We start from the raw sequence: 15,199 nt of genomic DNA, 5'->3' as shown, positions 1-15,199 counted from the left end.
GTGACGGGAGCAGAACCGAACATGGGTCTCGAGGAACAGCTACCGAGCGGATTCCTGCTGAGCACCGTCGAGGGCCTGGCCGGTTATCTGCGCAAGGGATCGTTGTGGCCGGCGACGTTCGGGCTCGCGTGCTGTGCGATCGAGATGATGGCCACCGGCTCCCCCCGCTACGACATCGCCCGATTCGGCATGGAGGCCTTCCGCGCCTCGCCCCGCCAGGCGGATCTGATGATCGTCGCGGGCCGGGTCAGCCAGAAGATGGCTCCGGTACTGCGGCAGGTCTACGACCAGATGGTCGAGCCGAAATGGGTTCTGGCCATGGGCGTGTGCGCCTCCTCGGGCGGCATGTTCAACAACTACGCGATCGTGCAGGGCGTCGACCACATCGTCCCCGTCGACATCTACCTCCCCGGTTGCCCTCCGCGACCGGAGATGCTGCTGCACGCGATCCTGAAGTTGCACGAGAAGATCGGGCAGATGCCACTGGGTGTCAACCGGGAGCAGGCCGCGCGCGCCGCCGAGGAGGCCGCCCTCGTCGCAACGCCCACCATCGAGCTGGGTACGCCTGGTCGCTCCGCAGGCTCCGCTCCTGGGGGTACGCCTGGTCGCTCCGGAGGCCTGCTGCGATGACCAGCGATCGGGGAATGTTCGGGGTGCACGGCTCCGGCGACACGTCCGGGTACGGGCGCCTGGAACGTCCGATGGCGTTGCCGGACACCGCAACCCGACCGTTCGGCGGGTACTTCGACGCGATCGCGGACGGGCTCGCGGCGGCCCTGGTCGCCGAGGGCAGCAACTGCGACGACGCGATCGATCAGGTCGTCGTCTTCCGCGACGAGCTCACCCTGCACGTGCGACGCGAGGCCCTGCCCCGGGTCGCACGACTGCTGCGCGACGACCCTGACCTGCGATTCGAACTGTGCCTCGGCGTCAGCGGCGTGCACTACCTGCAGGAGTCCGGCCGGGAACTGCACGCGGTCTACCCGCTGACCTCGATCACCCACAATCGCCGGGTCCGGCTCGAGGTCTCGGTGCCGGACGCCGACCCGCACATCCCCTCGTTGGTCGCGATCTACCCGACCAACGACTGGCACGAGCGGGAGACCTACGACTTCTTCGGCATCGTCTTCGACGGCCATCCGTCGCTGACCCGGATCCAGATGCCCGACGACTGGATCGGCCATCCGCAACGCAAGGACTATCCACTCGGGGGGATCCCGGTCGAATACAAGGGTGCGCAGATACCGCCGCCCGACGAGCGGAGGTCGTACACCTGATGCCAGACCCCACCTACACAGTCACCGGCCAGGACTGGGACGAGATACCCGGTGCCGCGGCCGGCGAGGAACGCATCGTCGTCAACATGGGACCGCAACACCCGTCCACGCACGGCGTGCTCCGCCTGATCCTCGAGATCGACGGCGAGACCGTCACCGAGGCGCGGTGCGGAATCGGCTACCTGCACACCGGAATCGAGAAGAACCTCGAGTACCGCAACTGGACGCAGGGCGTCACCTTCGTCACCCGCATGGACTACCTCGCGCCGTTCTTCAACGAGACGGCCTACTGCCTCGGCGTGGAGAAGCTCCTCGACATCACCGAGCAGGTCCCCGAACGCGCGAGTGTGGTGCGGGTGCTGCTGATGGAACTCAACCGCATCTCCTCGCACCTGGTGGCCCTCGGCACCGGTGGCATGGAGTTGGGCGCGGTCACCGCGATGCTCTTCGGGTTCCGCGAACGCGAACTGGTGCTCGACGTGTTCGAGATGATCAGCGGTCTGCGGATGAACCACGCCTACGTCAGGCCCGGCGGCCTCTCCCAGGACCTGCCGGACGGCGCGGTCGAGAAGGTGCGTGAACTGCTCGCGCTCATGCCCACCCGCCTGCGCGATCTGGAGTCGATGCTCAACGAGAACCCGATCTGGAAGGGCCGCACCCTCGGCATCGGCTACCTCGACCTGACCGGCTGCATGGCGCTCGGCGTCACCGGCCCGGTCCTGCGGGCCACCGGCCTGCCGTACGACCTTCGCAAGTCGCAGCCGTACTGCGGTTACGAGAACTACGCGTTCGACGTCGTCACCGACACCGGCGGCGACTGCTACGGCCGCTACCGCATCCGGGTCGAGGAGATGAAGCAGTCACTCGCGATCGTCGAGCAGTGCCTGGACCGACTGCGGCCCGGCCCGGTCATGGTCGAGGACAAGAAGATCGCCTGGCCCGCGGACCTGACTCTCGGGCGCGACGGGCTCGGCAACTCTCCGGAGCACGTTCGCGACATCATGGGGACCTCCATGGAGGGTCTCATCCACCACTTCAAACTCGTGACCGAGGGAATCCGGGTACCGGCCGGGCAGGTGTACGTGTCGGTCGAGTCACCCCGCGGCGAACTGGGAGTACACATGGTCTCCGACGGCGGTACCCGCCCCTACCGGGTGCACTTCCGGGACCCGTCCTTCACCAACCTGCAGGCCGTCGCGGCGATGTGCGAGGGCGGCATGGTCGCCGACGTCATCGCCTCCGTCGCCAGCATCGACCCGGTCATGGGCGGAGTGGACCGATGAGCGATCAGCCGGTGTTCGTCGAGTTCGGTCGCAGGCCGTCAGAGCCGGGTCTGCTGGTGAAGCCCGGTGCCCGACAGTCGTATCCGCCCGAGGTGCTCGCGCGCCTCGAACTCGACGCCAAGGCGATCGTGGGACGGTACCCGGACTCACGGTCGGCGCTGCTCCCCCTGCTGCACCTGGTCCAGGCCGAGGACGGGTACATCACCCCCGCCGGGGTCGAGTTCTGCTCGGGCACAATCGGTCTCACCGGCGCCGAGGTCGCCGCGGTGGCGACCTTCTACTCGATGTACCGACGCGACCCGACCGGTGACTACCACGTCGGCGTCTGCACCAACGCCCTCTGCGCCACCATGGGCGGCGACGCGCTCCTCGCCGCGCTCGAGCAGCACCTCGGTGTCGGCGACGGCGAGACCACCGCCGACGGCAAGGTCACGATCGAGCACATCGAATGCAACGCGGCCTGCGACTTCGCCCCGGTGATGACGGTCAACTGGGAGTTCTTCGACAACCAGACGCCCGAGTCGGCGACGGCGATCGTCGACGCACTGCGCGCCGGCGACCAGGTCACGCCCACCCGCGGCGCACCGCTGTGCACGTTCCGCGAGACCGCCCGGATCCTCGCCGGATTTCCCGACGAGCGGCCCGGGGCGCTCGAATCGACCGGCGGCGCGGGCGAACCCACGCTGGCGGGTCTGCGCATCGCCCGGGAGCTCGGCGAGGAGTCGTTGCTGACGCCCGTACTGAGCAGGTACTGGGACGAACCCGAATCCTGGACGCTCGCCACCTACCTGCGCCACGCCGGATACCAGGCGCTGCGAACCGCGCTCGACACCGACCCCGATCAGATCATCGCGACCGTCAAGGACTCCGGTCTTCGTGGCCGCGGCGGCGCCGGCTTCCCGACCGGCACCAAGTGGTCGTTCATTCCGCAAGGTGACGAACGTCCGCACTACCTGGTGGTCAACGCGGACGAGTCCGAACCGGGCACCTGCAAGGACATGCCGCTGATGCTGGCGACGCCGCACGCGCTGATCGAGGGCGCCATCATCGCGGCGTACGCGATCCGGGCCCGGCACGCGTTCATCTACCTGCGCGGGGAGGTCGTGCCGGTGCTGCGCCGGCTGCAGGCCGCGGTCGCGGAGGCGTACCAGGCCGGGTATCTCGGCCGCGACATCCTCGGCTCGGGCTACGACCTGGAGCTGGTAGTGCACGCCGGCGCCGGGGCGTACATCTGCGGCGAGGAGACCGCGCTGCTCGACTCGTTGGAAGGCAGGCGCGGGCAGCCCCGGCTGCGACCGCCGTTCCCGGCAGTGGCGGGCCTGTACGCCTCCCCGACCGTGGTCAACAATGTCGAGTCCATCGCGAGCGTGCCGCCGATCATCCGGGGCGGCGTCGACTGGTTCCGGTCGATGGGCCCGGTCGAGTCCCCCGGGTTCACCCTGTACTCGCTGTCCGGGCACGTCACCACCCCCGGACAGTACGAAGCACCCCTGGGCATCACGCTGCGCGAGCTACTCGGCTACGCGGGCGGCGTCCGCGCCGGCCACACGTTGAAGTTCTGGACCCCCGGCGGTTCCTCCACTCCGATCCTGACCGGGGAACACCTCGACGTCCCCCTCGACTACGAACACGTCGCCGGCGCGGGCTCGATGCTGGGCACCAAGGCGCTGCAGATCTTCGACGAGACAACATGCGTAGTCCGAACCGTGTTGCGCTGGAGTGAGTTCTACGCGCACGAGTCCTGCGGCAAGTGCACGCCCTGCCGCGAGGGGACCTACTGGCTGGTGCAGATCCTCGAACGGCTCGAACGCGGCGACGGCAGCGAACAGGACCTGGAGAAACTGCTCGACATCTCCGACAACATCTTCGGCCGGGCCTTCTGCGCGCTGGGCGACGGCGCGGTCAGCCCGATCACGTCCTCCCTCAAGTACTTTCGCGACGAGTACCTGGCGCACTTCGAGTCCGGTTGCCCGTTCGACCCACACGAGTCCATTCTCGCTCCGCCCACCGGCGCCCCATCCGTCCAGGGTGATGGGAACCATCATTCGGTCCACCTGGCAGAGGGTTCCCATCACCCCGGCGGGAGCGATGAAGGAGGGAGGTCGCGATGACCGTCACGGACAGTTCGAAGGCCGGCGACGTGGCATCGGCGGACCTGGTGACCGTGTCCATCGACGGCGTCGATGTCGCGGTGCCGAAGGGCACCCTGGTGATCCGGGCTGCCGAGTTGATCGGCGTCCAGATCCCGCGGTTCTGCGACCACCCGCTGCTCGCCCCCGTCGGCGCATGCCGGCAGTGCCTGGTGGAGGTGGAGGGCCAGCGCAAGCCGCTCGCGTCGTGCACGACGACGGTCACCGACGGGATGGTCGTCCACACCCAACTGACCTCCCCGGTGGCGGACAAGGCGCAGCGGGGTGTGATGGAGCTGCTACTGATCAACCACCCGCTGGACTGCCCCGTGTGCGACAAGGGCGGCGAGTGCCCCCTGCAGAACCAGGCCATGTCCAACGGCCGGTCCGAGTCGCGCTTCGACGGCGTCAAACGCACCTTCCCCAAACCGATCCCACTGTCCACCGAGGTACTGCTCGATCGGGAACGGTGCGTGCTGTGCGCGCGGTGCACCCGCTTCTCCCAACAGATCGCGGGTGATCCGTTCATCGAACTCACCGAACGCGGGGCACTGCAGCAGGTCGGCATCTACGCGAAAGAGCCTTTCGAGTCGTACTTCTCGGGCAACACCGTGCAGATCTGCCCCGTCGGGGCCCTCACCGGCGCGTCGTACCGGTTCCGGGCCCGTCCGTTCGACCTGGTGTCGAGCCCCAGCGTGTGCGAGCACTGCGCCAGCGGCTGCGCGCAACGCACCGATCACCGTCGCGGCACCGTTGTGCGCCGACTCGCCGGCGACGATCCCGAGGTCAACGAGGAGTGGAACTGCGACAAGGGGCGGTGGGCGTTCGCCTACGCCACCGCGCCGGACCGAATCACCAGCCCGATGGTCCGCGACGCGGGTGGGGTCCTGGTGCCCGCGTCCTGGTCGGAGGCACTGACCGTCGCGGCGCGCGGCCTGACCGCCGCGCACGGGCGCGCCGGCGTCCTGGTCGGCGGGCGGTCCACTGTCGAGGACGCCTACGCCTACGCGAAGTTCGCGCGGATCGCGCTGGGCACCAACGACGTCGACTTCCGCATCCGGGCACACTCGGCCGAGGAGGCGGACTTCCTCGCCGCCCGCGTCGCCGGTCGGGGCCTCGGCGACGGGGTCAGCTACAGCGACCTGGAGAAGGCGCCTGCCGTACTGCTCGTCGGCTTCGAGCCCGAGGAGGAGTCACCGATCGTCTTCCTGCGGCTGCGCAAGGCCGTGCGCCGCAACAATGTGCAGGTTCTCTCCGTGGCCCCGTACGCGAGCAACGGGCTGACCAAGATGTCGGGCAGCCTGCTGCAGGCGGCGCCGGGCGGTGAGCCGGCGATGCTCGACTCCCTCCGCGACTGCGACCTGCTGCGCAGGCCGGGTGCGGTGATCCTGGTCGGCGAACGACTCGGTGCGATGCCGGGTGCGCTGTCGGCGGCCGTCCGTCTGTCCGACGAGACCGGGGCCCGCCTGGCGTGGGTGCCGCGCCGGGCCGGTGAACGCGGGGCAGTCGAGGCGGGCGCCCTGCCGAACCTGCTCCCCGGCGGCCGACCCGTCCTCGATCCGGACGCCCGCGGCCAGGTCGCCGCGGCCTGGGGCGTCACGGGGCTACCCGACAGCCCGGGCCGGGGCACCGCCGACATCCTCGCGGCGACGCGGGACAAGACCGTGAGTGCACTGGTGGTCGGCGGGGTCGAACTGGCCGACCTGCCCGATCCGCAGGCCGCGGCCGATGCCCTCGATACCGCCGAATTCGTTGTCAGCCTGGAACTTCGACACAGCGCGGTCACGGAGGGAGCGGACGTGGTGTTCCCGGTGGCGCCGGTGGCCGAGAAGCCGGGCACCTTCGTCGACTGGGAGGGCCGCGAACGTCCGTTCGCGGCCGCCCTGCGCGAACCGGCCGCGATGCCCGACCAGCGGGTACTCGACGCTCTCGCGGAAGTGATGGGCGTTCGACTCGGCCTTCCCGATGCCGCCGCCGCCCGCGCCGAGCTCACCGAACTCGGCGGGTGGGACGGGAATGCGCCCACCGCGCCCGCGGTCGGTCCGGCTCCGGCGCGCTCGCCTGGCCGAGGCGAGGCGATCCTGGCCTGCTGGCGGATGCTGCTGGACTCGGGCCGGATGCAGGACGGGGAACCGCAGTTGGCGGGCACAGCCCACCGACCGGCGCTGCACCTGTCGCCCGCGTCCGCCGCCGAGATCGACGCCGAGGACGGCGATCTGGTGACCGTCAGCACCCACCGCGGCGCGATCACCCTGCCACTGACGATCACGGACATGCCCGACCGGGTGGTGTGGCTGCCCCAGAACTCCCCCGGTTCCCAGGTGTACTGGCACCTCGCCGCGACGGCGGGCGAGATCGTCGGGGTCCAGCTGTTCGAGAAGAGCGCTGACGGCGGGGCGCTGCGATGAACGGCTACACCGACCTGTCCGCATTCGGCCACGACCCCTGGTGGCTGATCCTGCTCAAGGCGCTGGCCATCTTCGTCTTCCTCATGCTGTCCGCGACCGCGATGGTCTTGATCGAACGCAAGGTCATGGCGCGCATGCAGATGCGCATCGGACCGAATCGGGTCGGTCCGGGCGGCTTGTTGCAGAGCATTGCCGACGGCGTCAAGCTCGCACTGAAAGAGGACATCATCCCGAAGGCGGTGGACAAGCCGATCTACATCCTCGCGCCGGTCATCGCCACGGCACCGGCCTTCATGGCCTTCGCGGTCATCCCTGTCGGGCCGGAGGTCTCGATCTTCGGTACCCGCACCCCGCTGCAGTTGACCGACCTGCACGTCGCGGTCCTGTACGTCCTGGCGATCGCCTCGGTCGGCGTGTACGGCATCGTGCTGGCAGGCTGGGCGTCCGGCTCGACCTATCCCCTGCTCGGCGGGCTGCGGTCGACCGCCCAGGTCATCTCCTACGAGATCGCGATGGGACTGGCGTTCGCCGCGGTCTTCCTCGACTCGGGCACCATGTCGACCTCGGGCATCGTCGCCGCCCAGGACGGGAACTGGTACGTCTTCCTGCTGTTGCCGTCCTTCCTGATCTACCTCGTCTCGATGGTCGGCGAAACCAACCGGGCCCCTTTCGATCTCCCCGAGGCGGAGGGCGAACTGGTCGGCGGCTTCCACACCGAGTACTCCTCGCTCAAGTTCGCCATGTTCATGCTCGCCGAGTACGTGAACATGGTGACGGTCTCGGCGCTGGCCACCACGCTGTTCCTCGGTGGTTGGCACGCGCCGTGGCCGCTGAACATGTGGTCGGGCGCGAACTCTGGGTGGTGGCCGCTGCTGTGGTTCGTGGCGAAGGTCGCCGGGTTCATGTTCGTGTTCGTCTGGCTGCGCGCCACCCTGCCGCGGCTGCGCTACGACCAGTTCATGAAGCTCGGCTGGAAGGTACTGATCCCGGCCTCCCTGCTGTGGGTGATGGTGGTGGCCACGGTCCGCCAGCTCAGCGACACCGTCGACCAGTTCCGGATCACGACCGCCCTGATCGGCGTGGTGGCCGTCGCCGCGGCCGCGGTCGGGCTGCTGTGGACCCTGCAGCGCGGCGGCACACCGCCCGAATCCCCGCCCACGCCAGGACCGTTCGACCCGCTGGCGGGCGGGTTCCCGGTGCCGCCGCTGCCGTGGCAGGCGCTCCCGGACCGCCCCCGAACTCGCGGCGCCGCCACCCCGAAGACCCCGAGCTCCGACAACTCCGAGACACAGGAGGGCAGCGATGCCCGAGCGCACTGACAGCCCGCCCCGCCACTCCCGCGGCTTCGTCCGCCGGCTCCTCGATCCCCTCGCCGGGTTCGGCGTCACCCTGACGACGATGTTCAAGAAGCCCGCCACCGAGTCGTACCCCGAGCAGAAGACGCCGACGGCGCGCCGCTTCCACGGCAGGCACCAACTCAACCGCTACCCGGACGGGCTCGAGAAGTGCATCGGCTGCGAACTGTGCGCGTGGGCGTGCCCCGCCGACGCCATCTACGTCGAGGGCGCGGACAACACCGACGCCGAACGCTTCTCGCCCGGTGAGCGCTACGGCCGCGTCTACCAGATCAACTACCTGCGGTGCATCGGCTGCGGACTGTGCATCGAGGCCTGCCCGACGCGGGCGCTGACCATGACCAACGAGTACGAGATGGCCGACGACAACCGGGCCGACCTGATCTTCGAGAAGGACCGACTGCTGGCACCGCTCGAGCCCGGCATGGACGCGGCCCCGCACCCGATGCGCCCGGGGACCACCGCGCAGGACTACTACGGGGGTTCGGTCCGGTGAACCCGAACGGCGCCACGGTAGTGCTCGCCGAGACGTTCACCCGGACGTCGACGGCCGAGGGCGTGCAGTTCTGGATCCTGGCCACCCTCGCCGTCGTCGGCGCGCTGGGGGTGGTGAGTGCGACCAAGGCGGTGTACTCCGCCATCTTCCTCGCGACCACCATGATCATCCTCGCCGTCTTCTACATCGCCCAGGGGGCAGTGTTTCTCGGCGTCGTGCAGGTGGTCGTGTACACGGGCGCGGTCATGATGCTGTTCCTGTTCGTGCTCATGCTCGTCGGGGTCGACTCCTCCGAGTCGCTGGTGGAGACGATCCGCGGGCAGCGGGTCGCCGCGATCGTGGTGGGCATCGGATTCGGGACCCTGCTGATCGCCGGCCTCGGTAATGCGCTCGCGGCCGCGGCCGAGGGCGGGCGCGGATTCGTCGGCGCGGACCGAGCCAACGCCGCAGGCAACGTCCCCGCGCTGGCCGATCTCATCTTCGTCCGCTACGTGTGGGCCTTCGAACTCACCGGCGCCCTGCTCATCACCGCGACCATCGGAGCGATGGTGCTTGCTCACCGAGAACGGTTCGAGCCGCGCCGCACCCAACGGGAGATGTCGGAGGACCGGTTCCGCGGGGGCGGCCTGGCCGCGCCGTTGCCCAGTCCCGGCGTGTACGCCCGTCACAACGCGGTGCACCTGCCCGCCCTGCTGCCGGACGGTACGCCCGCGCAGTCGTCGGTCAGCGCGGTGCTGCAACGCCGCCGCGCCCGCGACGAGGCGACGACGGCGGCGCACGAAAGCAGCGACACGCCAACCGAACACGGATCGGACGAACACGGAGAGGACGGGACGCGATGAACCCCGACAACTACCTGTACCTGTCCGCACTGCTCTTCTCCATCGGCGCAGGCGGTGTGCTGATCCGCCGCAACGCGATCGTGGTGTTCATGTGCGTCGAACTGATGCTCAACGCGTCGAACCTCGCGTTCGTGACGTTCGCGCGGATGCACGGCACCCTCGACGGGCAGGTGTTCGCGTTCTTCACGATGGTGGTCGCCGCCGCCGAGGTCGTGGTCGGCCTGGCGATCATCATGACCATGTTCCGTTCCCGCCGTTCGGCTTCGGTCGACGACGCCAACCTGCTGAAGTACTGACGTGACGGGGGGAATCTGGCTCCTGCCGGCTCTGCCGTTGCTCGGTGCCGTCGTGCTGCTCCTCGGCGGCCGGCGTACGGACCAGTGGGGACACCTGCTCGGCTGCGCCACCGCGCTGGCTTCGTTTGCCGTGGGCGTGGCGATGTTTGTCGGCATGCTCGGCCGCAGCGACGCCGACCGCGCGGTCCACGAGAATCTGTACAGCTGGGTGCCGGTCAATTCGCTGCAGGTGGACTTCGGTCTGCAGCTCGACCAGCTGTCGATGTGCTTCGTGCTGTTGATCACCGGGGTCGGCTCGCTCATCCACGTCTACTCGGTCGGCTACATGTCGCACGACCCCGAGCGACGTCGATTCTTCGCGTACCTCAACCTGTTTCTCGCGGCGATGCTGCTGCTGGTGCTGGCCGACAACTACCTCGGCCTGTACGTCGGCTGGGAAGGCGTCGGCCTCGCCTCCTACCTGCTCATCGGTTTCTGGCAGTACAAGCCGACCGCGGCCACCGCCGCCAAGAAGGCGTTCGTGGTCAACCGGGTCGGCGACATCGGCCTGATCGTCGCCCTGATGATCATGTTCGCGACCTTCGGATCCGTCGACTTCGCAGCCGTTTTCGGAGGTTCCCCGGCGGCGAGCGAGGCCACCACCACCGCCGTCGGACTGATGCTGCTGCTCGCGGCCTGCGGCAAGTCCGCGCAGGTACCGCTGCAGTCCTGGCTCGGCGACGCCATGGAGGGTCCGACGCCGGTGTCGGCGTTGATCCACGCCGCGACGATGGTGACCGCGGGCGTGTACCTGATCGTGCGGTCCAATCCGGTCTTCGACCTGGCGCCGGGCGCGCAACTGGCGGTGGTGATCGTCGGCGCGGTGACGCTGCTGTTCGGCGCGATCATCGGCTGCGCCAAGGACGACATCAAGAAGGCGTTGGCAGCCTCGACCATGAGCCAGATCGGCTACATGGTCCTGGCCGCGGGACTCGGCCCCGCGGGATACACCTTCGCAATCATGCTGTTGCTCAGTCACGGCTTCTTCAAGGCTGGCCTGTTCCTCGGTGCCGGGTCCGTGATGCACGGCATGAACGACGAGACCGACATGCGCCGCTACGGCGGACTGCGCACCGTCATGCCGATCACCTTTGTGACGTTCGGCCTGGGTTACCTTGCCATCATCGGCATTCCGCCGTTCTCCGGGTTCTTCGCCAAGGACAAGATCATCGAGGTGGCGTTCGACGCGGGCGGCGCGAAGGGCCTGATCCTCGGTGCGGCCGCACTGCTCGGCACCGGCATCACGGCGTTCTACATGACCAGGGTGATGCTGATGACCTTCTTCGGCGAGAGGCGGTGGCGCAGCGAGGGTGCCGCACCCGAACCGCACGAGTCACCGGGGGTGATGACAGTGCCGATGATCCTGCTCGCGGTGGGTTCGGTGGCCTCGGGTGCGGTGTTCGCCGCCGGCTCCTCGCTCGAACACTGGCTCGAACCGGTCGTCGGCACGCACGCGCCGCGCGAGGGAGGACTGCCGGTGTGGGCACTGACAGTGATCACGCTGGCGGTGGTGCTGGTCGGCGTGGCAGCGGCGTACCAGCGGTACGCCACCGCACCGATTCCCGAGACCGCGCCGGTGGCGGTCTCGGCGTTGACCGTCGCGGCGCGCAATGACCTGTACGGAGATGCGGTCAACGAGGCGGTGTTCATGCGGGGCGGCCAGTACCTGACCAGACTGCTCGGGTTCCTCGACAGTAGAGCGATCGATGGCGCGGTCGGCGGGGTCGCCGCGCTGGTCACAGGCACCTCGAATCGCTTCCGGCGCATGCAGACCGGGTTCGTCCGGTCCTACGCCCTGTACATGTTCACTGGGGCCGCGGTGGTCGTCGCGGCGATGGTGTGGGCGGGGGTCCGGTGAACGACTTTCCCTGGCTGACCGCGTTGTGGGTGGTGCCGCTGGTCGGTGCCGTCGTTGTCCTGCTGCTGCCCGCGGGTGCGCGGCGACTCGCGAAGGTGGTCGCGTTGGCGACCTCGCTGGTGGTTCTCGCCCTGGTGGTGATGCTGGCGCTACGGTTCGACTCGTCGGGTGCGCAGTACCAGTTCGTCGAATCGCACGCCTGGATACGGGCTTTCGGCACCAGGTACGCCCTCGGGCTCGACGGCATCGCACTGGTGCTGGTCGCGTTGACGGCGGTCCTGGTGCCGCTGCTGGTGCTCGCGGGCTGGAACGACGCCGAGCAACCGGACGGCACCGGCGACCGATCACGTTCGACCCATATGTACCTGGCGCTGTTCCTGGTCGTCGAGGCGATGGTGATCGTGTCGTTCGCCGCGCTCGACGTCCTGCTGTTCTACGTCTTCTTCGAGGTGATGCTGATCCCGATGTACTTCCTCATCGGAGGATTCGGCGGGGACCGCACGCGCCGGTCCCGCGCCGCGGTGAAGTTCTTGCTGTACAACCTCTTCGGCGGCCTGGTCATGCTGGCCGCCGTCATCGGACTGTACGTGGTGACCGCCGGGCAGGGCAGCCCGTTCGAGGCGGGCACGTTCGACTTCCGTGAGATCGTGGCGGCGGTCTCCTCCGGCACCCTCACGATCGACCCCGGCGTCGGGAAGGCCCTGTTCCTCGGCTTCATGTTCGCGTTCGCGGTCAAGGCACCGCTGTGGCCGCTGCACAGCTGGCTCCCGGACGCGGCGGTGGAATCCACCCCCGCCACAGCGGTTCTCATGATGGCGGTCGTCGACAAGGTGGGCACCTTCGCGATGCTGCGCTACTGCCTGCAACTGTTCCCGGACGCGTCGCGGTACTTCGCGCCGGCGATCGTGACACTCGCGGTGATCGGCATCGTCTACGGCGCGGTGCTGGCGATCGGGCAGTCCGACATGATGCGGCTGATCTCGTTCACCTCGATCTCGCACTTCGGCTTCATCGTGCTCGGCATCTTCGCACTCACCACCCAGGCTCAGGCCGGGTCCGTGCTGTACATGGTCAACCACGGCATCTCGACCGCGGCGTTGTTCCTGGTGGCCGGGTTCCTGGTGGCCCGCCGCGGCAGCCGGCTGATCGCCGACTACGGCGGGGTGCAGAAGGTCGCGCCGATCCTGGCCGGCACCTTCCTCGTCGCCGGGCTGGCCACCCTCTCCCTGCCCGGGCTGGCACCGTTCGTCAGCGAATTCCTGGTCCTGGTCGGCACGTTCACCCGCTACCCGGTCGCCGCGGTGGTCGCGACCAGCGCACTGGTGCTCGCCGCGATCTACGTGCTGTGGATGTACCAGCGGACGATGACCGGGCCGGTGACCGAGGGCAACGGGAAGATCACCGACCTGATGCCACGGGAGATCGCGGTGGTGGCGCCACTGATCGCGCTGCTGATCCTGCTCGGCTTCTGCCCGAAACCGGTACTCGACGTGGTCAATCCCGCAGTGACGGCAACCCTGACCACCATCGGCCAGCAGGATCCGGCACCGACAGTGCCGAGCGGACCATTCGTCACCGGCCACGTCGGCGATGACGCCCACGGAGGTGCGCACCAGTGAATACCGCCACCCTGCCCACGCCGTCGATCGAGTACGGCCAGCTCTCGCCGATGCTGATCGTGTTCGGCGCTGCCGTCCTCGGTGTGCTCGTCGAGGCGTTCGTGCCGCGCCGCGGCCGCTACCCGAGCCACCTGGTGATCAGCCTCGGCGGTCTCGTCGCCGCCTTCGTTGCGGTGATCGTCCTTGCCACGCACCTGCATTCGTCCGGTTCGGTGGGACACCTCGCGGTCGTGGGGTCGGTGGCCGTCGACGGCCCCACCCTGTTCCTGCAGGGCACCCTCCTGCTGGTCGCCATCGCGACGATCCTGCTCGTCGCCGAGCGTCGGGTCGAGGTCGGTGCCGGCGCGGCGACCGACCGGGCCGACACCTTCGCGCCGCGCGCCTCCACCCTCCCCGGTAGCGTCGCGGAGCGCGAGGCCGCGAAAGTCGGAGTGGCACAGACGGAAGTCTTCCCACTGACCCTGCTCGCGGTCGGCGGCATGCTGCTCTTCCCCGCCTCCGACGACCTGCTGACCATGTTCGTGGCGCTCGAGGTGCTCTCGCTACCGCTGTACCTGCTGTGCGGGCTGGCCCGCCGCCGACGCCTGCTGTCCCAGGAATCGGCGATGAAGTACTTCCTGCTGGGCGCGTTCTCCTCGGCCTTCTTCCTCTACGGCGTCGCGCTGCTGTACGGGTACGCGGGCACCGTGCAGCTCGGCGAGATCGGCGACGCCGTGGCCGCCAGGCCGGGCGCCGACAACACGCTCCTGATCGGCGTCGCGCTGCTCTCGGTCGGGCTGCTGTTCAAGGTCGGCGCGGTGCCGTTCCACTCCTGGATCCCGGACGTGTACCAGGGCGCGCCCACCCCGGTCACCGCGTTCATGGCGTCGGCGACGAAGATCGCCGCGTTCGGTGCGATGCTGCGCGTGTTCTACGTTGCGTTACCCGACCTGCACGAGGACTGGCGGCCGGTGCTGTGGGCGGTGGCCATCGCGACGATGGTGGTCGGGTCGGTTGCGGCAGTCACCCAGACCGACGTCAAGCGAATGCTCGCGTACTCCTCGATCGCGCACGCCGGGTTCATCCTCACGGGTCTGATCGCCGGGAACCGCGCCGGGCTGTCGTCGACGTTGTTCTACCTGCTGGCCTACGGATTCAGCACACTCGGCGCGTTTGCCGTCGTCAGCCTGGTGCGGGACAGCACCGGGGAGGCCGGCGAGATGTCGAGGTGGGCCGGTCTCGGGCGCCGGTCGCCAGTGGTCGCCGGCCTGTTCGCGTTGTTCCTGCTCGCCTTCGCGGGCATTCCGCTGACGAGTGGGTTCGTCAGCAAGCTCGCGGTCTTCCAGGCCGCGGAGTCCGGCGGGGCGGTGCCCCTGGTCCTGGTCGGCGTGGTGTGCAGTGCAATCGCGGCGTTCTTCTACGTGCGGGTGATCGTGCTGATGTTCTTCACCGACGCGACGGCCCACACCGATCAGCCGACCGCGGTGGTGCCGAGCGTGCTGACATCCGCGGCGATCTTCGTCAGTGCGGCGGTGACCGTGCTGCTCGGGATCGCGCCGCAGCCGGTCCTGGACCTGGCCGACCGCGCCGCCGAGTTCCTTCAGTGACACAAGGCTCC

Annotated in this window: 12 protein-coding genes; all 12 read left to right on the top strand. The window is 68.8% G+C overall.

Going from position 1 to position 15,199, the window contains the following annotated elements; translation table 11 throughout:
* Window positions 1–21: 21 nt before the first annotated feature.
* Genes FK531_RS14225 through nuoN form a run of 12 tightly spaced genes read left to right on the top strand, consistent with a single transcriptional unit; the run spans window position 22 to window position 15,188 of the window.
* Window positions 22–630, top strand: a complete 609-nt coding sequence (locus FK531_RS14225; protein ID WP_142100813.1) for a NuoB/complex I 20 kDa subunit family protein — start codon at window positions 22–24, stop codon at window positions 628–630.
* A complete protein-coding gene (locus FK531_RS14220) occupies window positions 627–1,277 on the top strand; it encodes an NADH-quinone oxidoreductase subunit C (protein ID WP_142100403.1) in 651 nt (216 codons plus the stop codon). Before FK531_RS14225 ends, FK531_RS14220 begins: the two co-directional genes overlap by 4 nt.
* A complete protein-coding gene (locus tag FK531_RS14215) occupies window positions 1,277–2,560 on the top strand; it encodes an NADH-quinone oxidoreductase subunit D (RefSeq protein ID WP_142100402.1) in 1,284 nt (427 codons plus the stop codon). The genes FK531_RS14220 and FK531_RS14215 overlap by 1 nt, the downstream gene beginning before the upstream one ends.
* Window positions 2,557–4,671, top strand: a complete 2,115-nt coding sequence (gene nuoF / locus FK531_RS14210; protein ID WP_142100400.1) for an NADH-quinone oxidoreductase subunit NuoF — start codon at window positions 2,557–2,559, stop codon at window positions 4,669–4,671. Before FK531_RS14215 ends, nuoF begins: the two co-directional genes overlap by 4 nt.
* On the top strand, window positions 4,668–7,097 hold the full coding sequence (locus FK531_RS14205; RefSeq protein WP_142100398.1) for an NADH-quinone oxidoreductase subunit G: 2,430 nt from the start codon (window positions 4,668–4,670) through the stop codon (window positions 7,095–7,097). Before nuoF ends, FK531_RS14205 begins: the two co-directional genes overlap by 4 nt.
* Window positions 7,094–8,416 (top strand): NADH-quinone oxidoreductase subunit NuoH, encoded by a 1,323-nt coding sequence (gene nuoH, locus FK531_RS14200; protein WP_142100396.1) that lies wholly within the window; start codon window positions 7,094–7,096, stop codon window positions 8,414–8,416. The genes FK531_RS14205 and nuoH overlap by 4 nt, the downstream gene beginning before the upstream one ends.
* Entirely contained in the window at window positions 8,400–8,948 is a 549-nt protein-coding gene (nuoI, locus tag FK531_RS14195) for an NADH-quinone oxidoreductase subunit NuoI (RefSeq protein ID WP_142100394.1), read from the top strand. Before nuoH ends, nuoI begins: the two co-directional genes overlap by 17 nt.
* Window positions 8,945–9,790, top strand: coding sequence for an NADH-quinone oxidoreductase subunit J (locus FK531_RS14190; protein WP_142100392.1), 846 nt, complete (start codon window positions 8,945–8,947; stop codon window positions 9,788–9,790). Before nuoI ends, FK531_RS14190 begins: the two co-directional genes overlap by 4 nt.
* Window positions 9,787–10,086 carry an NADH-quinone oxidoreductase subunit NuoK gene (gene nuoK / locus FK531_RS14185; RefSeq protein WP_142100390.1) on the top strand — a complete coding sequence of 100 codons (300 nt, stop codon included), beginning with the start codon at window positions 9,787–9,789 and terminating at the stop codon, window positions 10,084–10,086. The genes FK531_RS14190 and nuoK overlap by 4 nt, the downstream gene beginning before the upstream one ends.
* Before the next feature lies 1 nt (window position 10,087).
* Window positions 10,088–11,983 (top strand): NADH-quinone oxidoreductase subunit L, encoded by a 1,896-nt coding sequence (gene nuoL, locus FK531_RS14180; RefSeq protein WP_142100388.1) that lies wholly within the window; start codon window positions 10,088–10,090, stop codon window positions 11,981–11,983.
* Window positions 11,980–13,602 carry an NADH-quinone oxidoreductase subunit M gene (locus FK531_RS14175; protein ID WP_142100386.1) on the top strand — a complete coding sequence of 541 codons (1,623 nt, stop codon included), beginning with the start codon at window positions 11,980–11,982 and terminating at the stop codon, window positions 13,600–13,602. The genes nuoL and FK531_RS14175 overlap by 4 nt, the downstream gene beginning before the upstream one ends.
* Window positions 13,599–15,188 (top strand): NADH-quinone oxidoreductase subunit NuoN, encoded by a 1,590-nt coding sequence (gene nuoN / locus FK531_RS14170; RefSeq protein ID WP_290367628.1) that lies wholly within the window; start codon window positions 13,599–13,601, stop codon window positions 15,186–15,188. The genes FK531_RS14175 and nuoN overlap by 4 nt, the downstream gene beginning before the upstream one ends.
* Window positions 15,189–15,199: the final 11 nt, after the last annotated feature.

Source organism: Rhodococcus spelaei (assembly GCF_006704125.1).
GTDB classification, from domain to species: Bacteria; Actinomycetota; Actinomycetes; order Mycobacteriales; family Mycobacteriaceae; genus Rhodococcus_G; species Rhodococcus_G spelaei.
This window is presented reverse-complemented; position numbering and strand designations above follow the sequence as displayed.